This is a genomic window from Paraliobacillus sp. JSM ZJ581, assembly GCF_044383835.1.
Classification (GTDB): Bacteria; Bacillota; Bacilli; order Bacillales; family Amphibacillaceae; genus Paraliobacillus.
On sequence record NZ_JBISEP010000007.1, the window covers coordinates 54,356 to 80,706 of the forward strand.

Here is a 26,351-nt window from a genome sequence, read left to right on the forward strand (position 1 = left end):
TTATTTTTCCTCCATAAATTCATTTTTTGCTGTTGATATATTTATTTCTGGACGCTTATCCGTTACTGGAACAAGCGTTGGTTTCCCTCTTCGCTTAGTAATGAAATCACCAAGTATTTCATTAAACTTCTTTTTACCCATCAATTTTTCCATATTGGTTATCGTCAGCAGACTTTGCTTATAAATATCTTCATAGCCTGCTTTCTTTGCAGCTTCAGCTACCGCTTCTTCATCTGTGTATTTACGATTAGACCTACCTTCTACAACCTTAAAACCTGCCCACTGTTTTCCTTGCTGAACAGCAGCATTCGTTGCATAAGCAAATATTTCATTCGCCCATTTAGTAAGGTCATTTACATGAAGCAAGGTTTCTGATATTTCATCATCTGTTAATAAAGGTGGCTTTTTAAACTCGAATTTTGCTACTTTCAAATTTTCTTCCGCCCTTGCCCTGCACTCCACAGATGCCCTACAAAATCTACACCAATCACCCGGCTTAAATTCACCCTCACCTTTAAAAGCTAATTCAGCTTTTGGTTTAAGTGTGCTTTCTGCCCAATCTATTAGACTTGATTTGGATATTTCAAAGGTTGAGATGTTTTCACGTCTCGGTTGATAGATGGTCATTTTTACTGCATTGATGTCATAAATCGCATCAAATAGATTTAGTGCTCCAAGTGCATAAAGCATCATTTGCGGATTATTTTCCGCCTCAACTAAAACACCTTGTCCATATTTAAAATCAATAACATGAACCACATCATCTGCAACAATCACACAGTCACCTGTTCCAAAGCCCTCTGGTACATAATTTGAAAAGTCCAATCGTTGTTCAATAAGAAGAAGTGGATCTTTCGTTATTTGTTTTACTGCCGCTAGTTCTTCTAAAATAAACTGAACATACTCATCGGTATAACGCTCCATCTCTTCAGAATCATAAACAGATGTTGGTTTATTCGTTGGGATCTTTAATGCGGCTCTAAGCTTATGTTCTCCCAGTTCATGAGCGGCTGTCCCTTCCTTAGCCGCTTCACCACTAGATTCTTCAAACTCTAATTCAAGCCGAGCAGATGGTGTACAATTCATCCAACGATGTGCCCCTGAAGCGGATAAAATAGCATGTTTCATCATTGAAATTCCTCCGCATCTTTCATCAATGCTTCATAATCTTTTGCATCAATTTCGCTTAGCTTTGATGCACCGTACTTTTCAAGTAACTTTTTAATGTCAGCTGTAAAACCTGCTTGGCTCTTTTGTGCAAGTAACGTACGAACTTCTTCAAGCGATATTTTTTTCTTTTTCGGCTTCGCTTTTTTAACTCGTGCTTTTTCTTCCGTTCGTGGTGATTCTTCATTACTCGCTAACACTTGAGCAATCGTCTGAAGTGAGCCAGCTAAATTCTGTAAATCAGTGACCAAATCAAGAAGTAATTTTGTTCTACTCATATTAAGCTTCACCGCCTTTTCGAGTCTCTTTTATTTCCACTGTTTCTACTGAGTCTCCAGGTGTTATCACGAGTAGATTTACTTTCTTACCAAACAGTAAATCTAGTATTCGGCTACGCACTGTTTTGCGCTTACCTTCAACCACTCTCGTTTTTCCACCTTCTTCATCTTTAACATTGATGATCACTTTGTGTTTTAAACTCATCTGGAAACACTCCTTTCTAGGGGGGGATTTCGTCCCTTAGTAGTAAGCGAGAAATATTGCCTTTTCGAACCCCTTTTTTGAAATTATATTTAAAAGGCTCATTAAGAGCCCTTTGTTATCAGTTTTGCTAATCTTCTGTATATTTTATTTAAACGATTTCTGATAGCCGCTTCGGTCACGCCTTCTTCGGCAGCAATCTCAACATTTGTTTTTTGTTCATAAAACTTCTTTTGTACCGTTCTCAGTTGTTTATCTGTTAAATTTTTCATTGCTTCATGTAATTGTTCGATTAATTTTTGTTTCTCTTCGCTATTCTCTATTTTTAAAATTTCATTGAACGGATTTGCATCCCAATCTGCTAAAAATTTATTGTTCTCAGCTTTTGATTCTCCATTTTCATCTACATAAGAATCAAGATTACAAGCAATTCGGTAATCATAGCGGCGACCTTCATCTACTTCTCGATTATCTTCAGAATGTAAAATCTCAATATCAACTTCTGTTACACCATTTTCACCTGGCACGATAGTTGCTATCTTTTTACCTCCTGAATAGTAAATATAAGATTCTCTGTTCTTTTGGCTTGTTTTGTACTTTTTTGTCATTGTTTGGCATCCTCTCCGCCAATTTGCAGGGGCAAAGGATGCAAACAATGAAGAACTTGTCCTTTAGTAACCTGACCTTTACTTAAAAAAGTGCGCAACAAGGTAAGGGTACTAATATTGAGACACTACAATCCTGGTGTGAATTGCGTACTTCAATATGTATCCTTTGCCCTTATTGCAAATCAGGCATTTGATATTTTTTTAATAGAAATCTAATTTAAAGAAAAAACTAAATTTCTATTAACTTTATTATCTCTTTTTAAAAAAATAATTAGAATATGAAAAATCACTCATTACTTTAATTAAAAGTAATGAGTGATATAATGTTATTAAGCTTATTAATATATAAAGTAATTAATTTTATAGATATTACCAATTATCAAATGAAAGTAGTGGAGTGAAATGACAAAAGATGCTTTTATGAGTGCATTTACATTTGAAAGTTTTAAATGTGAAGTTAGTTTTAATGGAATTGTAGATCCATATACCGGGGATAAAACAAAGGAACTTGTTTTACGAAATAATAATGAAAATTTCCGCGCAGCATATCTTTATGGGGAAGGCTTAAAAGAAATTAGCAGAGAAAAAAGCGGTGAAAAAAACAACATATTAGGAGAGTTTATAGGCATTGAGAAGAATGGCTTAAATTCAATGATGTCATTTTTTAAAAAATATGGATTTTTATTCCCATTAAATAGTTACGAGCAATTTGTAACTTTCCAAATAGACGATGTAGATTATATAAAAGACAATCTAGAAGCTTTAATAAACATTTTTAATGCTCAAGACACAGACAACATCAATTATAAATCTTTATTAGATTCTGTACTCTTTCTTTTGTTAAATGAAAAAAAGGATATAATAATTGAAGACAATATCTGTTACAGTTCTTCAAATAACGATTTACTACATAACATAGTTAATGCAAATAAAATAAGATTTGATAACAAAGATAACGTTGTGCAAATTCCTAGAACTGATGGTGGTACAATACCTGCCTATAGGGTTAAGGATTACTTATTAGATGAAGGAATAAATGAAGTAATTATAGATGAATATGAAGATTTGATGCAGAATGACGATTACTCATTGTCTTTTTTAAAACAAATTGTTAAATCTTATACTATTAAAAAAGAAGCTATCTTTAACGAACATGAATGTTTAATCATTGATTTCCTATATCATTTTTCAAGAAGAATTTCTATTATTACCCTAGACAATGTCTCACTAGATATGCCTTTCCAAGAAGCAGTATATGAAATGTTCACCACAGGGAAAAATAGTGATTTAAAACAAGCTCTATTAAAAATTTCAAAATATCTTATCGAAAAAGAGCTTAATCATTTTTTATCTGAAATTAAACCTAAATATGATGCAAACACAATGCGTCCCAATTGGAATTTACCTTCTTTACTTTCAGCAATGTATTTGTCTCTATTTTACTTAGATTCTAATCAAGCTATGCACAGAGTTTGTCAGAACATAAACTGCCATCAATTATTCTTGGTATCCAAAACAAACCAAGTTAAAAAATATTGTTGTGTATACTGCACCAATGCTGTTTCACAAAGGAGATATAGGCAAAAAAAATAGAGTGGAAACTTTTTTCAGTTCCCACTCTTTTGCATTTTTTCATTTCGCTTTATACTATCTTTAATAGCATCTGATAACTTTTTAATTTCTTGTATATTTGGCTTAGTAGAGTTTGCCATTAACTTTTTTACATCTACTAATATCCCCTGCACGCGTTCGTAATCTTTATCCGCCTGCTTCCAATCTGCTACTGCTTCTCCTATGGTAAAATAATTGTCATTTGCGCCTAATTTATTATCTTCCATGTCAAACGGAAGCAAAAACGCATTAAATATCTTCTTATCATTCTTTCTATCTTCAGTAAACTTTGGATTTTCTGCGATATACTCCGCATATGTTATCTGTTTATTTATAGATGTTGATCGTGGCAAATCACTAACTCTTCCAGTCACACCATATTTATAATATTTTGCATCTAGAACTGATATACTTTCATCAGTAATCATAATTGTGTCTGGTTCAAGTGCTGGATTTTCCCTTTCACCAACACGTAACTTCCAGCTAGTTTTGGGAAAATAATAACTTTTATTAGTTATGCCATAAATTTCATCAATTAATTTTTCCCATATATATTCAAAATTATTAGTTCCAAAATAGAACTCTTCCGGATCGTCTACACTATTTCTAAACTCAATAATTGCAAGCATGCTTTGAAATAATTGTTTTAAAGAGTCATCATTTGTTTTTTCTAGTTTTTGTCGTAATATTGTTTGATACATTTTAAGGTTCGGATTTTTAATATTTGCAGGCTGTGGGAGCTTTTGCTTATAAATCCAACCTAATTTCATAAAGCTTTCATACACGCAAAACTTATTAATTTCAGTAATGATGTGTTTATCAGTATCACTGTTTTTTCTAACCATTAAATTAGGATAAACAAAACCTGTTTTTTGAGGGATTGGCTGAATCCTTTTTATTGTTTGCTTCATACTCACAGGTCCCGACATTCCTTGAACATATATTTCTTCATTTTCCATATAATAATCGTAATCTAAATAGTATTGCATTACCCTAAAATAAGCTTGAACTGGAAACCTAACAGTTTTTAAAACTTGATTAGAAGTAATTTGTGATACTCTAGATTGTTTATCATTATAAGCTGACAAAACTGCGATTAAGTCTATAATATCATCTCTTAAATCCTCTTCTTTTTTTGAGATGTTATACCCTATTGGAAAGTTCACACTTATTTCATGCTTGTCACCTTTAATTTCTGACTTGATACCTACAAATGTATCGCCTTCTTTGTTAGTAGCATTCCTACAATAATTGTTCAAAGTTTTGGATATTACTACATCAGTAAAACCTTTACTCATTCTCACTACCCTTTGTATCAAATGTTCTGAGTAAATTCTCTTTTATATCCTGGTTAAATATATTAAATCTTTCATCTCCCGTAAATTGATTAAAGGCATCCAAAACTTTTTCTAAGCTCTTATATTCGCTATCAAACAAATCATCTCTACTAAATTTAAAAGCATCATCCCAAAGATATTTAATCACTTTGTCTCCAAATCTTGAGTTTAAATCCTCAATAGTTCTACTGATTTTTTTAGTATCATTTGATTCAATGCCAAATTTCTGTAACACTTCATCCAGATTTTTATCTTGCGAATAATATTTTAAAACACCCTCCGTTACAAAATAAGCACCTAATCTCTTATCCTCTGATGATAATGTAGCTGCACTACTTGTAATAATTTGATCGTTAATAACAGTATTAAACCTTTTCCAAGTCACATTTGTATCAAGAATTTCCCTTGATGCATGCTTCGCTTTTGAAACATCGTTTTCAATCATTTTCATGTTCCATCTTCTTTGAAATGCTGTGTCTAAAGTAAATACATTTTGATCGGCCGTGTTCATCGTTGCCAAGATATGTAGGTTCGAAGGTATATAAATAGGCCTTTCTTTTTCATCAAACACTTCATTAGCAATATTATAGTTAGTAATTTCATACGAACTTTTTCCTTTATCGTCTCTATCGAGTAACTGAAAGATTTCCCCAAATATTGCTGGTGCATTTCCACGATTAATCTCTTCAATTACAAGATAATAATAATCTCCAGGATTTTCAATCGCCTTTTTAAGTACCCTTGTAAAAGGACCAGGTGTGAAGTCGTAAGTGATTTCTTTTTCATCACCTTCTCCTTTTACAGTTGGTAATATTTGACCCACAAAATCTGTATTCATATAATCCGGGTGAAAAACAACACGTTCCATAAACTTAAAGTCATTGCAATATTCTTCTTCAATTTTATAACTTTTCCCCGAGCCAGGAACACCATATAATAATGTGTTATTTCCACCTGTTAATCGCTCAACTACATTTTTTTCACTATCCGTTTCTTCATCTAGCAATTCTTCAGTTAGTTCAAGAGAAATTAGTATCTCACCGATTCTTTTTATCTTATTATTTGAGTTGCTCTTCAAAACAAATCCTACAATATGTTCCAAACCATGGAAGTTAAGATAGAATGAGATATTTCTCTCATCAATACCCAATGCCTTCTTCATATCTTTTAAAACTACTTTTTTATTTCCCAAAATATACTTTTCAATTATTTTTTCATCGATTGTATCAAATAAAAGTGCTTTTAAAGCGGTGCTTTCATTTTGATAATGAGAAGAATCACCTCTGGTAGCTCCGATTGGTAAAACTGGTAAGTACTTGATTATACCTGTAACAATTTCACCCTTGCTAACAGTAAACTCTCTCTCGTAAGAGTTTAAAATCCAATCAGCTAACTCATCATTACTCACGACTAAAGATTTATCTGGCCTTCTTATTAATATCCCCGCTTGTATTAACATCTTAGACCAAATATCAAAGCCTATTTGTCTTTCATTAACTTCTACATTCTCTCTTTTTCTATTTTCTAAAATTTCTTCTATAAAATCATCATTTATATCACTTAGTTTTTCACAATTTACAAGATGAGAAAAGTCATGTGCCGAGATATATCCATACTCTACATCAATGCTACCCATCATTTTTAAAAACTTTAAAATTAACTGTGTTGGAAAATACTCAGTATCGTCTGATACATATTTGTAATTCAATACGTACCAAAATGAAAATTCTTGAATTGTTATTTTATCTTCGATGAAAGCATTACCCATTTCTGTGGGAGATTCATCATTATTCATACATCCGTATGCTTTAAAGTATGTAAACAATGCTCTTCTGATTCTACCTTTTGCGCTTTCATACTTAGTATATACCCCTGCCTCAACTAATTGTCTTTCAACACTGTCAATTTCTGAAACAGAAGATTCAGAGGTAATATTGTTAGATACGATAATTTTTAAAGCTGTTCTTGTAATTTCACTCATATATTTATGAGTATCCATAGACCATTTCATAAACACTTCCTCCTTTAATCCATACTAAAAATTTCCTTATATAAAGCAATAAAAACATCTACTACAACAGAATTTCCAGCTTGCCTATACATTTGAGTATCAGAAACAACCTGTTTGAAATCATCAGTGAATCCCATCAATCTTAAAGCTTCCCGTGGAGTTAATCTTCTTATTTTATCATTAGTAGTTACATAATTATCTACTCCTGCTCTATGCATTTTGTGCATAGAACTCATTAATGGACGAGCGATGGATAAGTCTATTTCTGGTTTCATATTAAAACCATTTGTCCCTGGCGACATGATACCAGGTAGAATTCTTTCCGATAAGAAATATTTTTCGTCTACTTGACCTTCCACTTTGTCAATATGGATTTCCTCACCTTTAGCCATAAAATGACCTTCAGTACAATTATCGATTAAAAAATCCTGCATTGTATATTGTAACTCCTTTTCATCAGGAAAGGTAAAGTTGCTTTCATGATCTTTGAAACCTACAATAAAAATTCGTCTTCTTTTTTGGGGAATTCCATAATCAACAGCATCTAAAACCTTATAATGTACTTTATAATTTAGGCTATCAAAAACACGTTGAACAACTTCCCAAGTTCTGCCCTTATCATGCCTAACTAGACCTTGTACATTTTCATATATAAAAACTTTTGGTTGGATTTCATTAATAAGCCTAGCGAATTCATAAAAGAGAGTACCTCTGGCTTCTTCTAATCCTTTTTGATATCCAAATAAGGTGAAACTTTGACATGGACTACCGCCAACAAAGAGATCAACCTTGTTTCTATATTGATTTCCATCTAAATAGTGCGCATCATGGTGAAAATGTTCTTCATCAATATCATAATTTGCAAAATATGACTTTTTAACAAAATTTGTCCGTCTTGGGTGAATCTTACTATCAATATATTCCTTTTTCTTTTCAAAACTATCAATTTTTGATAAACTTTCCCTTATTTCGTCTTCATCTTCAATTAAATCTACCTCCCCATTATCACATGCAAACACTAAATTATAATCTATATTCATTCTTTTCAATGCAAATTCTGCTGCCCCTATGCCGCTAAATACTGTGGCAATATTAATAGGTTGGCTAATTTTTTTTTTGCCTCTAATGACCATTATCAAAAATCCCCGTCTCTAATATTGTATTCATAATCTCCATTAGTACATTAACTGCTATTGAATTTCCTGATTGACGATACAAAAATTTATCATTTATATTTTCTGGTATTACGAACTCGTCTGAAAAACCCATTAAACGAAAGCATTCCCTAGGTGTTAGCCCTCTAGCAACACTTAGCTCACCATTGTAAATACCTTTGTAAATACGCTCATCTCTCAATACTCTTTCTGGAATATCTGTTTCTATTCGCATATCTCCATACCAATTAAATTGTTGATTTGCAACTTGACATCTTGCAACACTACCGTTTACAGCTACATGTCTTTTATGTTTAGGATTAATTACACGTAAAAATCCCTTTTCAGGTAGATAATATTTATTATCTACACTTCTTTCTAAGTACTCTTCCATATTTATATTTAACGGTATTTCATCAGGTTTAGTTAATTTCTGAAAATGTTTTTTATATTTCTCATGATAACCAATTACAAAAATTCTTCTTCTATTTTGTGGAAGACTATAATGTTTAGCATTAAGAATCCAATAAGTCCATTCATAATTACTTTCGTCAAATATTTTAGAGATTACCTTCCATGTATTACCTTCGTCATGATTTAACATTCCAGGTACATTTTCATATATAAATACCTTTGGTTGTATTTCATAAACTAAACGAGCAAAATCATAGAACAAAGTACCCCTTGCATCATCCAGCCCACCTCTTTTACCCGCATGTGAGAAACTTTGACAAGGGCTTCCTCCAACAAATAAATCTACTTTACCTGTAAAATTATAGCCATTCAAAAAGCGAACATCCTGATAAAATCGATTATTTTCAACTTTGTAATTGGCCTTGTATGTTTGCTCTACATAATTCACTCCGCATTCTTCCATATATAACTTTTCAATATGATTTTTTATTTCTTCATCATTCATATCTTTAATTTCAGTTAATATTTCTTCCTCACTAGTCTTTAGATTTCTCTCACCATTATCACATGCAAATTCTATAGAATGTTTTATATCCAATCTCTCGAGTGCATGCTCAATAGCACCTATACCACTAAACACAGTTCCCAGTCTAATCATGTTTTAACTCCTAACAAACTTTTTTATTGTAGTTAATCATTATATGTATCTATTAAAATTTTAAGGAGTTATTTCTTATCAATTTCTACTATATCTCCTATATTACAATCTAGCTTTTTACAGATTCTCTCTAATATCTCCAATGATACATATTCATTTTTATTCATTTTAGAAAATGTGCTAGCTGCTATTCCGCATTCTTTTCTTACTTGCGCCTTTGTCATATCTTTATCAATTATTAATTTCCAAAGCCTTTTATAGGATACCCCCATCTTTGCACCTCCGCTTTTATAGAAAACTAAATATCATTAACTAATATAGCAGAATAACTATCAAATTTCAAAAGTTTTTTCGGGAACTCATTCGATTTTTCGAATATGTATTATATTCTAAAAGAGAAATAGTTTTTTAATAGAATTTACAAAATAAATTTTCTTCACTAATACTTGTAAGGTATAATATTCCAATCAAATAAATTATCAGTCCTGTCAACTCACTCAACCAAAAGCTCTCCTATCAACTCAACTCCATTTTCTATCCAATTTCCAAACCAATTCCAACCAAATAAAAATAAGATTTCCCAGCTTGGACATTCTCCAAAATCACTGGAAAACCTTATTCTTTCAATACTTCAACTCATTTTATTCATCCACCCTAGACATCAAAACCACACACTCCACATGATGTACTTAGGCTATTCTACACATTGTTTTTTACAAGAATAACGCTTGTATCAACGTAACTTACCATCTTTTCTGTCTAGTCAACATATCGACTTTTGATTAGGCTATTTTTAGCTTTTAATATCAGTTAGTATCTCTTTATTACGTTTTTCAATATACTCATTCAATAATCTTAAATAGTTTAAAAAAGACTTTTCATTTGTTGGCAATTCGGCATTATCATAACTATGTGATTCCCAAAATAAAATTGGACTATAAGAAGTTTGATCAACATAACTGCTTAAATAGTTTTCATCTACAAATTCCTTCCAAGTTGAAAACTTTTCTAGCCATCTGTTTATAGAGTCAATTGTATTTGAGTCTCCATTAAGTAATTCATAAAGTACTTGATTCCTTTTTTTATCACAATCAGAATCATACCATTCTTTTATCTTACACATAGTTAAATCCCAATAATCATATTTTGCATACTTGCCAGCACGACTTATATTCAGTCCACTAGGAATTGGAATCATATTCCCTATTGTATGATAATTTTTTGCTAATCTCTCAATTTCTTCACTAATGTTTTCATTTTCAACATAATGCTTTATAAAATGATTATATGTATTAGTAAATGAAGTCATTGTATCACCACGATAATATTCAAATGGTCGGGTATTTCTCAATATAAATTGATATTTATATTCTCTTATCACGATACGATCTGATTTAGGATTCTTTACATATTGTTTTGTTGGTTTTACCCTGTTAAGAAATTTCCATCCCTTATTATATACTTGAATAGCCAGACATGAAACGTCACAATCTATCCCAAATTCACTATATCTATCTACCTTATAAGCTTTATATTTTCTCCATTTCTCAACGTTTGTCTCAGTGCCCACTAAATTAATTATCTCAACAAACTCATTTTTTAAATCATATAGAATTGGATTTCCATCTTTATCATATAATTTATTAATCATCAAATTATCACCCCTTTTTCGAACTATATTTTCTACTCTTTCTTTTTACACCATCTTCAGCTTTCACAACATTACTTCTCTTTTTCTTTTCTTCTTGTACCGCTTCAAATTGCTCTTTTGAAATGATTGCTGGATGATTGTTTTCAGACACATAATGTTCTTGATGTTCCCCCGCATTGAGTAGTCTTACTAAACCAATATATTTTTCATTACTCAGCATGACATCAATCGTTCTTTTACTCCACTTCTCTTTTCCAGTTGGTGTTTTTATTCCGCGTTTTTCTAATTCCCGCTTTATACCTATAATGCTAGCCCCACGTAAATATAAGTCAAAAATTAATCGAACATTTTTAGCTTCATCATCTTTTATAATCAACAAACCATCTTCATCATTTTCATAGCCATAACATTTTCTGTTATACAGTTTAGACGTCCCTTGGGCAGCATGACGTTTATATCCCCATTTAATATTTTCACTTCTCGATTCATTTTCCGCCTGAGCAATGGATTCGATAATTGAAATCATTAATGCACTATCTGTATCGGCCGTATCTAAACCTTCTTGTTCAAAGAGAACTCGTACTCCAAGTTCTCTTAACTTGTTCAACCCTGCAAGCACTTCAACTGTATCCCGACCAAATCGACTAATGTTTTTAGTTATCACAATTTCTATATTTTTTGCTTCACAACCTTTTATCAGACGATGAAATGCTTTCCGGTTAGACTTCGCTTTTCCAGAAGCAATGTCTATGTATGTATCAACAAGTAGCCAGTTAGGAGCCAATGCTGTTAATCTAGTTAAGGCAGATACTTGGGCTGTTAAGCTATTCAATTGTTCCATACTATTAGAACTTACACGACAGTAAATTCCTACTCGTTTTTCACGTTTAATAGGTTTTGGCGGAATAAAGTGAACTCTACGTTGATCAGACATCTCCTTACCTCCTGGCACTTATGTTTATTCATCTATTTTAGACTAATTATATTCAATGTGGTTTCTAACTATGTGATTAGTCTAAATATAGCACATTTTATGCCCTACATCTATCCTGTCAACTCCCCTAGATAAAAGTCATTCTATCAACTCAACCCTAAATTTCAGCATTCTCAAAGCCAATAACAAAAAGGGTTTCACCTGTTTATCCAACTAAAATAAACTAAAGTGAAACCCTATAAACCTTGCTCTATCAATACTTAATTCGCTGATGTATTTATTCCCTAGACATCAACGATACACACTCCACATGATTCGTCTGAGGAAACATGTCAACGGGCTGTATTTTTTTTGTCTTATAACCACCATCTTCTAGTATCCGTAAATCACGTGCTAGTGTGGATGGATTACAAGATACATATACGATACGTTCTGGCTTCATCTCAAGCATTGCTTCTAGCAATGCTTCATCACAACCTTTTCGTGGAGGATCGACAACAATCACATCTGGGTTCAATCCTTGTGCTGTCCACCAAGGCATTACTTTTTCTGCTTGTCCGACAAAAAATTCTACATTATTTATCTTGTTTAACTTTGCGTTTTCTTTTGCATCAGCGATTGCTTCTCCTACTATCTCAACACCATAGACCTTTTTCGCTTGTTGCGCTAGGAAAAGTGAAATCGTTCCAATACCACAATATGCATCAATAACTGTTTCGTTTCCTGTTAGCTGTGCATATTCTAATGCTTTATCATATAGTTGTTTCGTTTGCGTCGGATTCACTTGATAAAATGACTTCGCAGATATAGCAAAGGTAATGTCACCGATTTTATCATGAATATATGATTCTCCCCAAAGTAGTTTGGTTTCTTTACCAAGTATTACATTGGTGCGATCTTTATTAATATTTTGCATAATCGATGTCACATTCGGATAGGCTTCTCTAATTTCATTCACGAGTGCTTCCTTATTAGGTAGTTCTTTCGTTCGGGTTACAATCACGATCATCGTTTCATTCGTTATTTCGCCTGTTCGAACCATAATATGACGAAGTACTCCACGATGCGTTTTTTCATCATATGCAGGGATGCCGAATCGATCCGCTATACTACGCACTGCTTCAACCATGCAATCATTCACTTCGGATGTGATGATACAACGATCCATTCCCTCAATGATGTCGTGGCTTTTCTTTCGGTAGAATCCCGTAATTAGCTTTCCGTTCTTTTCAGCAACAGGGATTTGGACTTTGTTACGATAACGCCATGGATCGTCCATTCCAATCGTAGGATGAACAACAACGTCTTCTATATGTCCAATTTTTTTCAGTGCATTCACTACTTGTGTGCGCTTCATTTCTTTTTGGAGCGTATAGCTCATATGTTGAAGCTGACAGCCACCACATTGGTAATAAACATGACACGGTGCTTCTACACGTTCAGCGCTTTGATCTTCTATTTCTATTAATTTACCTATAGCAAAATTTTTCTTTACCTTAATCACTTTCACCTGAGCTGTTTCACCTGGCAAGGCATAAGGTACAAAAACAGGATAACCGTCTATTTTTCCGACACCATTACCTTCATGGGTCATATCTTCAAATGCTAATGTTATCATTTCGTTTTTTTGTACAGGAGCTTTTTGCTTTTCCATTGTTCATCAACGTCCTTCGTTATCAAATACTCACCAAAGTTTATCACAAATATACGATTCAAGAAATATTAGTTCTTCCTCTATTATTTTAGCTTTTTTTCATCCACTTAAAAATAAATCCGACATTTCCCGGGAAATATTCGAATATTGGCGAATGAAGGTAGACAAAAAAATAGAAAGAAGAATGCTTCTATTAGCTATCTTCTTTCACTTCGAAAGTTTCTGGCACAAAATATTCGATATGCTTATGAAGGTTAACAAACTCACCAGGCAAAAGCCCTCCAAATTCACCATCTACATTTAACTGCATTTTTTCATCTGTATGTACTTTTATTCGTTTCGCACGGGTATACAAGATTCGATCATCTTCTAAATGATTTCCTTTTAATGCTTGAGTAGCTAAACGGACAAATTCTGCAAGATTTGTTTTCTTTAAAATCAATAGATCAAACACACCATCATTCATTTCTGCGTTAGGTGCTAATTTTTCAAATCCACCAACTGAGTTTGTATTAGCTACAAGGAATAACATAATTTCATCTTCAAATGTTTTTCCATCATATTCAATTTGTACATTAATTGGTCGTAATGATGGTAACATTTCAATTCCTTTTAAATAATATGCGAGTTGACCAAGCATTGTTTTTAACTTACTCGGGACCTCATAAGACAATTCAGTTAATTTTCCTCCACCTGCAATGTTCATAAAGTAATGATCATTTACTTTCCCTATATCTAAAGCAACTGATCGATCTGCTAAGATAACATCAACAGCTTTACCAATTTGACGTGGGATATGTAGTGCGCGGGCAAAATCATTTGTTGTTCCTACTGGTATAATACCCAACTTTGGCTTATTGTTTTTTTCAGCCATACCATTGATGACCTCGTTTATTGTCCCATCACCACCAGCAGCTACGATAACGTCAAAGCCACGCTCTATCGCTTGACTCGCTGCATGCGTTGCATCACCAATACTTGTTGTCGCATGAACGGATGTTTCATAACCAGCTTGTTCAAATTTTTGCAATACTTCAGGTAACTCTTTTTTGAATTGTTCACGTCCAGAAGTTGGGTTATAAATAATTCGAGCACGTTGCATTAGAAAGCCCTCCCTACTTTCGCTTTTCTAACTATCATCATAGCCGTTTTAGCCGGAAAAGAAAAGGTTATATTTTTATCCGTGTGAAAAGAAGGCTACCTTTAGTAGCCCTCTTCCTTCATTATCTCTTATCCATTTCTGCTAAAATGATTTTGTTTACCATCGGTGGATTTGCTTGACCTTTGGTTTCTTTCATTACTTGTCCTACTAAAAATCCTAGTGCTTTATCTTTACCATTTTTATAATCGACAATGGATTGTTCGTTCTTATCTAAGATAGATGAAATAATTTCTGTCAATTGACTTTCGTCAGAAATTTGAACAAGTCCTTTATCTTTAACAATCTGTTCTGGGTCTCCACCTTTTTCTACTAGCTCTGCAAACACTTTTTTCGCAATTTTAGAAGAAATCGTACCATCTTCAATTAAACGAATCATTTTTGCTAGAGATTCTGGTGTTAAAGCAAGGTCGTGTAGCTCTTTTTGTTGCTTATTCATGTAGGCAGATACTTCACCCATTAACCAGTTTGATGCTTGTTTTACATCGGCGCCAGCTGCAATCGTTGCTTCGAAAAAGTCAGACATCTCTTTTGTACTAGTCAATACCATCGCATCGTATGCCGGTAGTTCTAACTCATTAATGTAACGCGCTTTTCTTGCATCAGGAAGCTCCGGAATTTCAGCACGAATGCGTTGTTTCCATGCTTCATCAATATAAAGTGGTACAAGATCTGGTTCTGGGAAATAACGATAATCGTCTGATCCTTCCTTAATACGCATTAAGATCGTTTCTTTTGTTTGTTCATCATAACGACGTGTTTCTTGTAGAATTTCGCCACCAGCTAACAATACTTCTTGCTGACGCTTTTCTTCATACTCTAGTCCTTTTTGAACGAAGGAGAAAGAGTTTAAGTTTTTCAATTCTGATTTAACACCAAATGCTTCTTGACCAATTGGGCGGATTGAAATGTTTGCATCACAACGTAGTGAACCTTCTTCCATCTTACAATCAGAAACACCTGTATATTGGATAATATTTTTTAGTTTTTCTAAGTATGCATAAGCTTCAGCTGGCGAACGCAAATCAGGTTCTGATACAATCTCTACTAATGGTGTTCCTTGGCGATTATAGTCAACTAATGAATAGCCTGCATCACTGTGTGTTAATTTACCTGCATCTTCTTCCATATGCAAACGAGTAATGCCGATTCGTTTTGTCTTTCCTTCTACTTCAATTTCAATCCAACCATTTTCACCAATTGGTTGATCGAATTGTGAAATTTGATAGGCTTTCGGATTATCTGGATAGAAATAATTCTTCCGGTCAAACTTAGTATCTGTAGCAATATCACAATTCAGTGCCATCGCTGCTTTCATTGCAAAATTAACCGCTTCTTCATTTAAGACCGGGAGTACACCTGGGTATCCTAAGTCGATTGGATTAATATTCTCATTCGGCTCTGCACCAAAATGATTAAAACTTGGGCTAAATATCTTTGAATTTGTTTTTAATTCTACGTGTACTTCTAGACCAATAATTGTTTCAAAATTCATTACTTCGCACCTCCCAATGTTGGGCGTTTTTTATGATGATCTGTTGCTTGTTCGAACGCATATGCAGTGCGATAAATCGTTGTTTCATCAAAATGTTTCCCAATAATTTGCAAACCGATTGGCAAACCTTCACTCGAAAAGCCACAAGGAATAGACATACCCGGTACACCCGCTAAGTTTACAGGGATGGTTAAAATATCATTCGCATACATCGTTAATGGATCATCAATGATTTCACCGACTTTAAATGCTGGCGTTGGTGTTGTTGGTCCAATAATTACATCATAATTTTCAAATACTTTTTCAAAGTCATTTTTAATTAACGTACGAACTTTTTGTGCTTTTTTATAATACGCATCATAATAACCTGAGCTAAGTGCAAATGTGCCTAACATGATACGACGTTTTACTTCATCACCAAAGCCTTCGCTACGGGATAACTTAAACATATCTAACAGGTTAGTTGCATTTTCAGAACGCACACCATAACGTACACCATCAAAACGGGCAAGGTTGGCAGATGCTTCCGAAGAAGACAATAAATAATAAGCGGCAACAGCATACTTAGAGTGCGGAAGAGACACTTCTTCCCATGTTGCGCCTAGATCTTCATATACTTTAAGTGCTTGAAGTATGGACTCTTTTACTTCAGGAGAGACACCTTCTTGCAAATATTCCTTTGGTACAGCAATTTTCAACCCTTTCACGTTCTCTTTAAATGCATCACTGTAGGTTGGAATCTCTATGTTAGCAGAAGTAGAATCCATTTTATCATGACCAGCAATTGCTTGAAGTACATGGGCGTTATCTTCTACTGTTTTCGTAATTGGCCCAATTTGATCTAGTGATGAGGCAAATGCTACAAGTCCAAAACGCGAGACTAGTCCATAGGTAGGCTTTAATCCTACAACACCACAAAATGCTGCTGGCTGACGAATCGATCCACCTGTATCAGAACCAAGTGAAAAGAAAACCTCATTTGCGGCTACAGCAGCTGCTGAACCACCACTTGATCCGCCTGGTACATAATCTGTGTTCCATGGATTGCGCGTTGTTACATAGCTTGAGTTTTCATTAGATGATCCCATTGCAAACTCATCCATATTTAATTTACCAATTGTAATTGTTTGTTCGTGCTCTAATCTATCTACAACTGTTGCATTATATAGTGGATCATTGAAATTATCCAACAATTGACTAGCACAAGTTGTACGTAGCCCTTTTGTTACTAAATTATCTTTAATTCCAGCAGGGATACCAAATAATAGATTGGCATGATCATTTGCTGACTGCTCTAATTGTTTTGCTTTCTCACGAGCACCTGCTTCATTCAAGGTTAGGAATGCATGAACTTGGTCATCTACTTCATTAATTCGTTCGTATGATGCATCTACTAAATCCGTAATCGTGATTTCTTTATTATGTAGCTTTTCTTGTAATTCCTTTAATGTATAATCAAATAACGACATGCTTTGTTCCCTCCCTATTCTAATATAGATGGCACGCGGAATTGACCGTCTTTAACATCTGGTGCATTCTTTAGTGCATCCTCTTTTTCAATCCACTTTCTTGGCTCATCTTTGCGCATTACGTTTTTCAAATCTAGTACGTGTGTCGTTGGTTCTACATGGTCTGTATCTAACTCATTTAAAAGCGCCGCATAATTAATCATATCATCTAGCTGTTTCGTCATTGTTTCTACTTCTTCATCAGTAATGGCCAATCTCGCTAAATGTGCAACGTGCTTTACTTGTTCTTTTGAAATTTCAGACATTCCTGTCACCTCCAGCTTTTTTTCTATGTAAACATACAATACTTAAGATAATAGCAAAGAATAGACGTTATTATCAACTTTACTTAATCATAGATATGCACATTGGGCTCCTCTTCACCTGCTTTTCTATAAATTAAGCTTTCCTGTTTATTACTTGACGTAATATTCACTTCCAAATCAAAATGGTTTTCAAACCCATCTACAATTAAGCCATAGACATATTGGGTAAAGCCAACTACTTCTGCTTTTCCATTGAACCTAATTGGTATTTCCAATGTTAGCTTCTTTAATTGATCATCAACATAAAAACTTTTCCCGATAATACCAACATAGTTTGGGAAATATTTCGAAACATCGATTTCAAAGTCTTTTAAATTAGCATTCGTATCAGGATCTTTTTTTGTTAAATCACTTGAAGGAAATAACACATATTTTTCATTAATTTTTTTCCAATCTTTAATGGAGGAGCTTCCACTTTTAACATTAGTTTTAGCTACAAAGTTCCCTGGCACTAATGAATCTCTTGCTTCCTCTCGATAGATCGCTACCATAATTGGCACATCAGCTAATCCATCCATTTGACGTATGCGGCTTATTACTTCTTTTGCTATTTTATTAGCTTCACTCATCATTTTTTTCATCGAAATGTCTTCATAATAGTATGGTCCGCCTACTTCTGTTTGAAAGCGATAGTTTGATTTCATTGATAACGCAATTGATATTCCACCTAACTGCACTGCGTTATCATCCGTTTTTATTAAGTAGTTTTGCTCTAAAATGTGTGATAAATATTTAGGATTGTTACGCTCTGCTTCAATCATTCGCTCTGTGTCCTTTTCATTTATATCAGGGAGCGCAGGATTAAGCCCTAATGGATTATCCTTACCGGATTCTTTTTTTCCATACCGTTCCAGCCAATTATAAACAATATCTGTAGTGAGTTTTTGTCCCTCTTGAAAATAATAATCATCTGGATCATATACATCCGTGGAATGTCTACGTAAGCCTTGTTCAATTGCATCAATATCTAGTCGATTAGCGATTTGATTAGTAATTACTCCTCTTGATTGGCTCATCTTGTACGGTAGCAACACTTGATATTCTTCCTCTGTAACACTGTGGCTCGGGATAATTGCTGTCTCTCCACTATCCTGTTCTGATGTATTATCTTCTACTACTTCCTCTTGATTATCATAAGAAGGGGCACAACTCGCTAATATGATAACAGCAGCAATACTTAATGTTGCTAATTTTTTGTTCACTTAGATTTCCTCCTTCCTTCAAACAGGAATATTACTCCTCATCTATCTCTTTTAACGTATCAATGAGCTCTTGTTCACTCCAAATTGTTATACCTAAATCATTGGCTTTATCAAGCTTAGATCCTGCATCTTCACCTGCAATGACCAGCGATGTTTTCTTACTTACACTTCCTGTTATCTTGCCACCAAGTGATTCAATTCGTTCTTTCGCTTCTGATCGAGTTAATCTCTCCATTTTACCAGTTAAAACAATTGTTTTTTCATAAAATGGAGAATCAACCAATTCCTCAACGTTTGGTTTCGGTCCAAGATATGTCATATTAAGATTTAAATTTCTTAATTCATGAACTAATTGTTGTACTTTCTCTTCTCCAAAATATCGCACAATGGAATCAGCCATTTTATCGCCAATTTCATTAACTGCCACTAAATCATCATAGCTTGATGCCGCTAAGTGATCCATTGTTTCAAAATGCATCGCTAGTGTTTTTGCTGCCTTGGAACCAACAAACCGAATGCCTAGACCAAATAATAATTTTTCAAGTGAATTGCTTTTTGACGCTTCAATTGCCTGAAGTAAGTTATTAACTGACTTTTCGCCCATTCGTTCTAAAGGTAATAGTTCATCTCGCTTAAGCTGATAAATATCAGCAATGCTTTTCACAAGATTTGCTTCAAACAGCTGTTCAATTACTTTTTCTCCCAAACCATCAATGTTCATGGCATTACGAGAAACAAAGTGGATCAGTCCCTCTTTCACTTGTGCTGGACAATTTGGATTAATACATCGTAATGCGACTTCTTCTTCTAAACGAACCAGTTCACTACTACAAGCCGGACATTGACTTGGCATACGATATTGTTGCTCTGTCCCGTCACGCTCATCTGTCACAACACGAACAACTTCAGGAATAATATCTCCTGCTTTTTTTATGACAACTGTATCATTGACCCGAATGTCTTTTTCATGAATTAAATCTTCGTTATGTAACGAAGCGCGTTGCACAGTTGTTCCAGCTACTTTTACTGGTTCCAATAGAGCAGTCGGTGTCACTACTCCCGTTCGACCTACACTTAATTCAATGTCATATAATTTAGTCACTGCTTCTACTGCGGGAAATTTATACGCAATAGCCCAACGTGGACTCTTTGCTGTTGTACCTAATTGCTCTTGATAAGCTAACTGATCTACTTTAATTACAATGCCATCAATTTCATACGGCAGGTCCGCTCGTTTGGTAACCCATTCGTTTACATATTCAATCACTTCATCAATGCTTGAACACTTCTTCCACTCTGGATTCGTTTTAAATCCTAAAGCAGATAGGTGATGAAGCCTTTCACTATGTGCAGTTAATGTTCCACTTTCCCACTGACCAACTGCGTATAAGAAAATATCTAAATTACGTTTTGCTGCAATCTTAGGATCTAATTGACGTAAAGAACCGGCTGCAGCATTCCGAGGATTGGCAAATGGTTCTTCCCCATTTTCTTCCTTCGCCTCATTTAAAACTAAAAAAGATTGCTGTGGCATGAAAGCCTCGCCCCGTACTTCGATTGTCTCTGTTTCATTTATTCGTAACGGGATACTTTTAATCGTCCGTAAATTACTTGTAATATCTTCACCCGTCGTACCATCCCCACGTGTTGCTCCTTGTGTAAAAATACCATTGTCATAGCGAAGGGAAACAGCTAAACCATCTATTTTTAATTCACAAACATACGTTACATGTTCTACATCTAGCCCGTCTTTTACACGACGGTCAAAATCTCTTAAATCATTTTCACTAAACGCATTGGATAGACTAAGCATCGGCACTTGATGTTGTACTTTTACAAAAGCATCAAGCGGCTCTCCTCCTACACGTTGCGTTGGAGAATCAGATGTAATAAATTGAGGGAATTGCGCTTCTAATTCTGTTAAACGTTGCATTTTCTGATCATAAATCGCATCAGATACGCTTGGTCGATCTAACACATAATATGCATGATTATATTTATTCAACTCTTCTCGCAAACTGCTTATTTCTTGTTTTGCTTTCATTTCTTCCATGCTTTGATCCACCTCAGTTTATTGTTTGGTAATCGGAGCAAATTTCGCTAATAAACGTTTAATACCCGTTGGCGCAGGAAAAGCAATATCCAATTCCATTGATTCACCTTCACCATTAACTTTTACTACTGTACCTTGTCCCCATTTTTTATGATTGGCTTTATCTCCAACCTGCCAAGCTACTTTCTCTCCACCTGTCGTTGTTTGCTTTGCTCTTTTCTTAACGGTCTGTTTCGATGGAGTTGCAAATGAATTTGTACGAGTGTCCTGTTTTTTAGAAAAACCAAACATTTTTTCTTTCGCTTCTTCGATCCCTTCTAACAATTCATCAGGAATTTCACTAATAAATCGGCTGACAGGATTTAAATTTGTTCGTCCAAACAATGTCCGCATTTTAGCATGAGATAAATGGAGTATTTTTTCTGCTCGGGTAATCCCTACATAAGCAAGACGACGTTCTTCTTCCATTTCTTCCTCATCCATAATCGAACGGCTATGCGGAAACACGTTTTCCTCCATTCCGATTAAAAACACCACTGGAAACTCCAATCCTTTAGCTGCGTGCAATGTCATCAATGTTACTTTATTATCAGCAAATGGATCATCATCCATACGATCAATATCAGCAACTAATGCAAGATCAGTTAAAAAGGCAACTAATGTTTTATCTTCACTCGTATTTTCAAAATGCTTGCTAACTGTTTTAAACTCTTCTAGGTTCTCTAGTCGACTTTGTGCTTCAATACTTCGTTCGTTTTGCAACATTTGCTCATAGCCCGTTCGATTTAATACTTCTTCTACCATATCTGTAGCAGGTAAGAATGCTTGTTGCTGTGTCCATTGTTTAATCATTGCACCAAAATCAGCTAGCGATTTCGCTGCTTTTCCACTTACCCCAGCAAAATCAACTTCTTGTACTGCAGTATATAGTGAAATATCATTTTCTGCTGCATATGCTTGTAGTTTCTCTAATGATGTTTTTCCGACTCCTCGCTTTGGCTCGTTCACTACTCGAGCAAAACTAATATCATCATCTGGGTTCGAAATTAAACGTAAATACGCAAGAATATCTTTAATTTCTTTACGATCATAGAACTTTGTACCGCCTACAATTTGATAAGGGATATTCGCTTTTACAAATATCTCCTCGACTGAACGTGATTGCGCATTCGTGCGATACAAAATAGCCATATCTCGGTAGTTATATCCTTCAGATTTAATATATTCTTCTATTTTATCTGCAACATAAAGTCCTTCATACTGCTCTGTCGCCGCTTCATGATAATAGATTTTAGATCCTGATGTATTATCTGTCCATAATTTCTTCGGTTTACGTCCAGGATTGTTTACTATTACACTATTTGCCGCTTGTAAAATAGATTGTGTCGAACGATAATTCTGTTCAAGTAAAACAACATGTGCATTCGGATAATCTTTTTCAAACGACATAATATTTTGAATATCTGCACCACGCCATCGATAAATCGACTGATCCGAGTCACCTACAACACAGAGGTTTTGAAAACGATCAGCAAGCTGTTTTACTAGAAAGTATTGCGCGTGGTTCGTGTCCTGATACTCATCGACATGAATGTATTGAAAACGACGTTGATAATACTCTAACACCTCGGGAACACGTTCAAACAAGCGTATTGTCTGCATAATTAAATCATCAAAGTCTAATGATTGGTTTTTCGTTAGCGTCTTTTGATATCCCTCATAAACTGTTGCAATTTGTTGCTCGTAAAAATTACCTGCTTCTTCTTTGTATTGATCAGGAGTTATTAAACTATTTTTTGCTGAACTAATTGCCCCAAGCATTGCACGTGGATCAAACTTCTTCGGATCAATATTTTTATCTTTTAGTACATTCTTAATAACAGATAATTGATCACCACTATCTAAAATAGAAAAGTTACGATTCATGCCAATTCGATCAATGTCTCGTCTTAAAATTCGCACACACATAGAGTGAAAGGTAGATACCCAAATTTTATCTGCCTCTGCACCGACTAAACGTGCCACTCGATCTTTCATTTCTCGTGCTGCTTTGTTCGTAAAAGTAATCGCTAGAATACTTCGTGGTGATATGTCCTTCTCATCTAATAAATAGGCAATTCGATGGGTTAATACACGTGTCTTTCCACTTCCTGCTCCCGCCATAATTAATAATGGACCATCTGTCTTTCGAACTGCTTCTTGTTGTTTATCATTTAATCCTTTTAATAGAGCTTGTATTGCTTGACTCATCCATGTCACCGCCTCTTGAATCTATTTTACACCATGAACAGTTTGAATTGCCTGATCAAAATTATCGTACAAGCTGTTTCCAACAACAATGACATCAGCATGCTCTGCCATTTCTTTCGCTTGTGCTCTATTCGTAATTCCACCGCCATAAAAGAGTTTCGTATCATTCAACTGTTTTTTAACTTGTTTTACAAGTGATGGGTCTCCATATATTCCACTATACTCTAAATAAAAAATAGGAAGGTGGAATAAATGCTCTGCCATTTGAGCATATGCAATCACATCATCGTCACTTGGTAAGGTACAGTTCGCATGTGTAAATGCCTTTGCCTCCGGATTAACGATACAATACCCTTCCGCGATAAGATCGTCCCACTCTAGTATATGTCCAAAGTCTTTTACTGCTTGATGTTGGATGTCCATCATCCATTTTTTTTCTCTACTATTTAAAACCATCGGAATATAATAAAAATCAAAACCTGGCGTTATCGCGTCCATCGTAGATACTTCTAAAATACACGGAACGGAATACCTACGAATTTGACTAAGTAGTTGCAATACACCGTCAAGTGTTACGCCATCTGTCCCGCCAACGATCACGGCATCTGTTCCTGATTCACAAATTTGTGTTATTTTTTCGTTTGATAATTCTTTATTTGGATCTAATTTAAACACATGCTTCCATTCTTTCCAATTATACAAAACTCTAGCCTCCATCCGCTACTAGTCCATTGTTTCATTATATCAAAAATATCGTTTTTTTCATCCCTAGAAAGGGATTAATTTTGGTTCTCTGTCAAATGTGGTGGTGTGATTTTCACTCCACCATCTCTTTTATTACATTTATATTATCGATAATGCTTGTACCTGAACCGCAGAGGAAATAAGCTCGTTTTCCGCAGGTACGGCCTCAGCTAAGGCGCTTTTATAATAAGACGCTTCTTATTTCTTGTTGCCATAGTATTTAGTATTTTCTTTTTCAAACGCTCAAAACTTTTCATGCCATAAGACATACGTTTCGTCACTTTTATTGTGTTGTTCACATCCTCCATGTATCCATTATTAAAGGGGTACATAAAGGATTGCAGGATCTCTTGTTTCTAACGTTTAAATGTCTTCGTCACCTTATGAAAGGAGCCTATATTTGACATCCTCCTTTCTTTTAGACACGCCTCTAATCCTTCTTTGGCAGTCTTTGCATCACTTTCTTTAAACCATTGATCCAGCTTCTTTTCAATTAGTATACCTCATCTAATCGGCCATCTATTTTGAGTAATGGTTTTACTGTTCCTCGTTCTTTTTCTGTCAATTTATAGTTGGACTTCCAAAGTAATTTTTCACTTCATTTCATACGAATGCGAGCCTTCTTATCTAACGTTCGTTGCACTTCACGCCTTCCTTCATCTAATGCCCAATATACTTGACGGATAAAGTGAAAACGGTCAGCAGCATTTCTATAATAAAATTGTTTTGCACGCTTTTCCTCTCCTTTTTCCTTTTGATCTACAACTTTAGGGTAACAAAAGAGAGAGGAATGCGTGTGTTTTTTTGCTTCCATTGAAGGCTTGATAGATCAAGGGGCACCACCACATTTAGTATAGAACCTTAATTTTAACTTCTAACATTTAAAAAACTGTATCTATGATTGTACACCACAATCATAGATACAGTTTTTATTTCTTATCTGCTGGGAAGGGTAATCCGATTTGTTTTCTTGATTCTTCTAAAATAGCTGCAGTTGTTAGGGATCTCTCAAATGTGTTGACCGTTGATTCATTTTGCCCAGCAAGGATTGCATCAATAAATCCCTTCGCTTCATAATACATCGCATTTTCTTTTTGAGGACGAGTAATATCTTCTATTGTCCCATCTTTATAATGAATTGCTACTTTTGTAGGATGACTGATTTTATCTATTACGATGGAACCATCTTCACCTTGAATTTCAGATGGTAAATATGAATTTGTGATTTTCGAATACATCACTGCACCATTTAACTCGTTATAATCAAACATGACACTGCCTTGACCATCCACACCTGAACCTAGCATATACGCATTAGCATATACTTTTTTCGGTTTTCCAAATAGAGCGACCATCGGATAGATACAGTATATTCCTATATCCATTAATGAACCATTTGATAATTCGGGTTTAAATGCATTTAGTACCGTACCTTCTTTATAAGCATCATATCGCGATGAATATTGGCAAAAGCTTGAGAAATAACGACGTACTTGGCCAATCTTATGTAAATTATCTTGTATAGCTTGGAAATTAGGTAAGAATGTAGTTTTTAAAGCCTCCATCAGCACGACATTGTTATCCTTAGCCGTATCCACCATTTCTTGCACTTCTCTTGTATTCGAAGCCATTGGTTTTTCAACAATCACATGTTTACCATGTTGCATTGCCTGAATAGCTTGCTCTGCGTGAAGCGCATTTGGACTTGCGATGTATACCGCATCCATCTTATCATTTTGAAAATAAGTATGAAGGTCTGTAAAAATATCAATCGCACCATCAAATTGGTTAGCAAATTGCTCCGCTTTCTCCGCTGTTCGAGAGTAAACGGCTGTTAGTTGAAAATTTTCTATTTCTGACGCTGCTTGGATAAAACTTTCTGTAATCCAGTTTGTTCCGATCACACCAAAACGAACCATTATAATCCTCCTAGTT

General features: G+C 34.6%; 24 protein-coding genes. 1 reads left to right on the forward strand and 23 read right to left on the reverse strand.

Translation table 11 applies throughout. The features are described from left to right. The 4 genes from ACH6CY_RS06295 to ACH6CY_RS06310 form a co-directional block, all read right to left on the reverse strand. Entirely contained in the window at positions 1–1,131 is a 1,131-nt protein-coding gene (locus ACH6CY_RS06295) for a DUF2800 domain-containing protein (protein ID WP_374066433.1), read from the reverse strand. After that, positions 1,128–1,445, reverse strand: a complete 318-nt coding sequence (locus ACH6CY_RS06300; protein ID WP_374066434.1) for an rRNA biogenesis protein rrp5 — start codon at positions 1,443–1,445, stop codon at positions 1,128–1,130. The genes ACH6CY_RS06295 and ACH6CY_RS06300 overlap by 4 nt, the downstream gene beginning before the upstream one ends. 1 nt (position 1,446) lies before the next feature. Continuing rightward, a complete protein-coding gene (locus ACH6CY_RS06305; protein ID WP_374066435.1) occupies positions 1,447–1,650 on the reverse strand; it encodes a hypothetical protein in 204 nt (67 codons plus the stop codon). Positions 1,651–1,751: 101 nt separating this feature from the next. Further along, positions 1,752–2,255, reverse strand: a complete 504-nt coding sequence (locus ACH6CY_RS06310; RefSeq protein WP_374066436.1) for a sigma-70 family RNA polymerase sigma factor — start codon at positions 2,253–2,255, stop codon at positions 1,752–1,754. A gap of 402 nt (positions 2,256–2,657) precedes the next feature. Here ACH6CY_RS06310 and ACH6CY_RS06315 point away from each other — a divergent pair, with 402 nt between their 5' ends. Continuing rightward, complete coding sequence (locus ACH6CY_RS06315) at positions 2,658–3,848, forward strand: hypothetical protein (RefSeq protein ID WP_374066437.1); 1,191 nt, start codon at positions 2,658–2,660, stop codon at positions 3,846–3,848. A 14-nt stretch (positions 3,849–3,862) separates the two neighbouring features. Here the strand turns inward: ACH6CY_RS06315 and ACH6CY_RS06320 are convergent, their stop codons facing one another. From ACH6CY_RS06320 to ACH6CY_RS06410, 19 genes are all read right to left on the reverse strand, one after another. Continuing rightward, entirely contained in the window at positions 3,863–5,164 is a 1,302-nt protein-coding gene (locus ACH6CY_RS06320) for an LlaJI family restriction endonuclease (RefSeq protein WP_374066439.1), read from the reverse strand. Beyond that, entirely contained in the window at positions 5,157–7,214 is a 2,058-nt protein-coding gene (locus tag ACH6CY_RS06325; protein ID WP_374066440.1) for an McrB family protein, read from the reverse strand. The genes ACH6CY_RS06320 and ACH6CY_RS06325 overlap by 8 nt, the downstream gene beginning before the upstream one ends. A 14-nt stretch (positions 7,215–7,228) precedes the next feature. After that, complete coding sequence (locus ACH6CY_RS06330; RefSeq protein WP_374066441.1) at positions 7,229–8,347, reverse strand: DNA cytosine methyltransferase; 1,119 nt, start codon at positions 8,345–8,347, stop codon at positions 7,229–7,231. Continuing rightward, the gene (locus ACH6CY_RS06335) at positions 8,337–9,440 is read right to left on the reverse strand and encodes a DNA cytosine methyltransferase (protein WP_374066442.1); all 1,104 of its coding nucleotides are present in this window, start codon (positions 9,438–9,440) and stop codon (positions 8,337–8,339) included. The genes ACH6CY_RS06330 and ACH6CY_RS06335 overlap by 11 nt, the downstream gene beginning before the upstream one ends. Before the next feature lie 68 nt (positions 9,441–9,508). Next, complete coding sequence (locus ACH6CY_RS06340) at positions 9,509–9,712, reverse strand: helix-turn-helix domain-containing protein (RefSeq protein ID WP_204667960.1); 204 nt, start codon at positions 9,710–9,712, stop codon at positions 9,509–9,511. A 521-nt stretch (positions 9,713–10,233) separates the two neighbouring features. Continuing rightward, entirely contained in the window at positions 10,234–11,091 is an 858-nt protein-coding gene (locus tag ACH6CY_RS06345) for a DUF6994 family protein (RefSeq protein ID WP_374066443.1), read from the reverse strand. Positions 11,092–11,098: 7 nt separating this feature from the next. Beyond that, entirely contained in the window at positions 11,099–12,025 is a 927-nt protein-coding gene (locus ACH6CY_RS06350) for a recombinase family protein (protein WP_374066444.1), read from the reverse strand. Between the two features lie 277 nt (positions 12,026–12,302). After that, on the reverse strand, positions 12,303–13,679 hold the full coding sequence (gene rlmD, locus ACH6CY_RS06355) for a 23S rRNA (uracil(1939)-C(5))-methyltransferase RlmD (protein WP_374066445.1): 1,377 nt from the start codon (positions 13,677–13,679) through the stop codon (positions 12,303–12,305). Between the two features lie 193 nt (positions 13,680–13,872). Beyond that, the gene (locus ACH6CY_RS06360; RefSeq protein WP_374066446.1) at positions 13,873–14,781 is read right to left on the reverse strand and encodes a diacylglycerol kinase; all 909 of its coding nucleotides are present in this window, start codon (positions 14,779–14,781) and stop codon (positions 13,873–13,875) included. Positions 14,782–14,902: 121 nt separating this feature from the next. Then, positions 14,903–16,333, reverse strand: a complete 1,431-nt coding sequence (gatB, locus tag ACH6CY_RS06365; RefSeq protein WP_374066447.1) for an Asp-tRNA(Asn)/Glu-tRNA(Gln) amidotransferase subunit GatB — start codon at positions 16,331–16,333, stop codon at positions 14,903–14,905. Then, a complete protein-coding gene (gene gatA / locus ACH6CY_RS06370) occupies positions 16,333–17,802 on the reverse strand; it encodes an Asp-tRNA(Asn)/Glu-tRNA(Gln) amidotransferase subunit GatA (protein WP_374066449.1) in 1,470 nt (489 codons plus the stop codon). Before gatA ends, gatB begins: the two co-directional genes overlap by 1 nt. A 14-nt stretch (positions 17,803–17,816) precedes the next feature. Continuing rightward, a complete protein-coding gene (gene gatC, locus ACH6CY_RS06375; RefSeq protein WP_374066450.1) occupies positions 17,817–18,107 on the reverse strand; it encodes an Asp-tRNA(Asn)/Glu-tRNA(Gln) amidotransferase subunit GatC in 291 nt (96 codons plus the stop codon). An 83-nt stretch (positions 18,108–18,190) separates the two neighbouring features. Then, positions 18,191–19,369, reverse strand: coding sequence for a CamS family sex pheromone protein (locus ACH6CY_RS06380; protein ID WP_374066452.1), 1,179 nt, complete (start codon positions 19,367–19,369; stop codon positions 18,191–18,193). 31 nt (positions 19,370–19,400) lie between these two features. Then, positions 19,401–21,422 carry an NAD-dependent DNA ligase LigA gene (ligA, locus tag ACH6CY_RS06385; protein WP_374066453.1) on the reverse strand — a complete coding sequence of 674 codons (2,022 nt, stop codon included), beginning with the start codon at positions 21,420–21,422 and terminating at the stop codon, positions 19,401–19,403. An 18-nt stretch (positions 21,423–21,440) separates the two neighbouring features. Continuing rightward, on the reverse strand, positions 21,441–23,672 hold the full coding sequence (gene pcrA / locus ACH6CY_RS06390; RefSeq protein WP_374066454.1) for a DNA helicase PcrA: 2,232 nt from the start codon (positions 23,670–23,672) through the stop codon (positions 21,441–21,443). Positions 23,673–23,693: 21 nt separating this feature from the next. Next, a complete protein-coding gene (pcrB, locus tag ACH6CY_RS06395) occupies positions 23,694–24,374 on the reverse strand; it encodes a heptaprenylglyceryl phosphate synthase (protein WP_374066455.1) in 681 nt (226 codons plus the stop codon). 212 nt (positions 24,375–24,586) lie between these two features. Then, positions 24,587–24,715, reverse strand: a complete 129-nt coding sequence (locus ACH6CY_RS06400; RefSeq protein ID WP_374066456.1) for a hypothetical protein — start codon at positions 24,713–24,715, stop codon at positions 24,587–24,589. Positions 24,716–25,014: 299 nt separating this feature from the next. Beyond that, positions 25,015–25,230 (reverse strand): transposase, encoded by a 216-nt coding sequence (locus ACH6CY_RS06405; protein WP_374066458.1) that lies wholly within the window; start codon positions 25,228–25,230, stop codon positions 25,015–25,017. A 115-nt stretch (positions 25,231–25,345) separates the two neighbouring features. Then, a complete protein-coding gene (locus tag ACH6CY_RS06410) occupies positions 25,346–26,335 on the reverse strand; it encodes a Gfo/Idh/MocA family protein (protein WP_374066460.1) in 990 nt (329 codons plus the stop codon). Positions 26,336–26,351: the final 16 nt, after the last annotated feature.

Excerpts from the sequence above, each read along its gene's own strand:
- ACH6CY_RS06340 (WP_204667960.1), bottom strand. The coding sequence starts at position 9,712 with ATGGGGGTATCCTATAAAAGGCTTTGGAAATTAATAATTGATAAAGAT.
- ACH6CY_RS06350 (WP_374066444.1), bottom strand. The coding sequence starts at position 12,025 with ATGTCTGATCAACGTAGAGTTCACTTTATTCCGCCAAAACCTATTAAA.
- gatA (WP_374066449.1), bottom strand. The coding sequence starts at position 17,802 with ATGTCGTTATTTGATTATACATTAAAGGAATTACAAGAAAAGCTACAT.
- ACH6CY_RS06360 (WP_374066446.1), bottom strand. The coding sequence starts at position 14,781 with ATGCAACGTGCTCGAATTATTTATAACCCAACTTCTGGACGTGAACAA.
- ACH6CY_RS06310 (WP_374066436.1), bottom strand. The coding sequence starts at position 2,255 with ATGACAAAAAAGTACAAAACAAGCCAAAAGAACAGAGAATCTTATATT.
- ACH6CY_RS06320 (WP_374066439.1), bottom strand. The coding sequence starts at position 5,164 with ATGAGTAAAGGTTTTACTGATGTAGTAATATCCAAAACTTTGAACAAT.
- ACH6CY_RS06315 (WP_374066437.1), top strand. The coding sequence starts at position 2,658 with ATGACAAAAGATGCTTTTATGAGTGCATTTACATTTGAAAGTTTTAAA.
- ACH6CY_RS06330 (WP_374066441.1), bottom strand. The coding sequence starts at position 8,347 with ATGGTCATTAGAGGCAAAAAAAAAATTAGCCAACCTATTAATATTGCC.
- ACH6CY_RS06345 (WP_374066443.1), bottom strand. The coding sequence starts at position 11,091 with ATGATTAATAAATTATATGATAAAGATGGAAATCCAATTCTATATGAT.
- ACH6CY_RS06405 (WP_374066458.1), bottom strand. The coding sequence starts at position 25,230 with ATGGAAGCAAAAAAACACACGCATTCCTCTCTCTTTTGTTACCCTAAA.
- ACH6CY_RS06300 (WP_374066434.1), bottom strand. The coding sequence starts at position 1,445 with ATGAGTAGAACAAAATTACTTCTTGATTTGGTCACTGATTTACAGAAT.
- ligA (WP_374066453.1), bottom strand. The coding sequence starts at position 21,422 with ATGGAAGAAATGAAAGCAAAACAAGAAATAAGCAGTTTGCGAGAAGAG.
- ACH6CY_RS06325 (WP_374066440.1), bottom strand. The coding sequence starts at position 7,214 with ATGAAATGGTCTATGGATACTCATAAATATATGAGTGAAATTACAAGA.
- ACH6CY_RS06305 (WP_374066435.1), bottom strand. The coding sequence starts at position 1,650 with ATGAGTTTAAAACACAAAGTGATCATCAATGTTAAAGATGAAGAAGGT.
- gatC (WP_374066450.1), bottom strand. The coding sequence starts at position 18,107 with ATGTCTGAAATTTCAAAAGAACAAGTAAAGCACGTTGCACATTTAGCG.
- gatB (WP_374066447.1), bottom strand. The coding sequence starts at position 16,333 with ATGAATTTTGAAACAATTATTGGTCTAGAAGTACACGTAGAATTAAAA.
- pcrA (WP_374066454.1), bottom strand. The coding sequence starts at position 23,672 with ATGAGTCAAGCAATACAAGCTCTATTAAAAGGATTAAATGATAAACAA.
- ACH6CY_RS06295 (WP_374066433.1), bottom strand. The coding sequence starts at position 1,131 with ATGATGAAACATGCTATTTTATCCGCTTCAGGGGCACATCGTTGGATG.
- ACH6CY_RS06335 (WP_374066442.1), bottom strand. The coding sequence starts at position 9,440 with ATGATTAGACTGGGAACTGTGTTTAGTGGTATAGGTGCTATTGAGCAT.
- rlmD (WP_374066445.1), bottom strand. The coding sequence starts at position 13,679 with ATGGAAAAGCAAAAAGCTCCTGTACAAAAAAACGAAATGATAACATTA.
- ACH6CY_RS06410 (WP_374066460.1), bottom strand. The coding sequence starts at position 26,335 with ATGGTTCGTTTTGGTGTGATCGGAACAAACTGGATTACAGAAAGTTTT.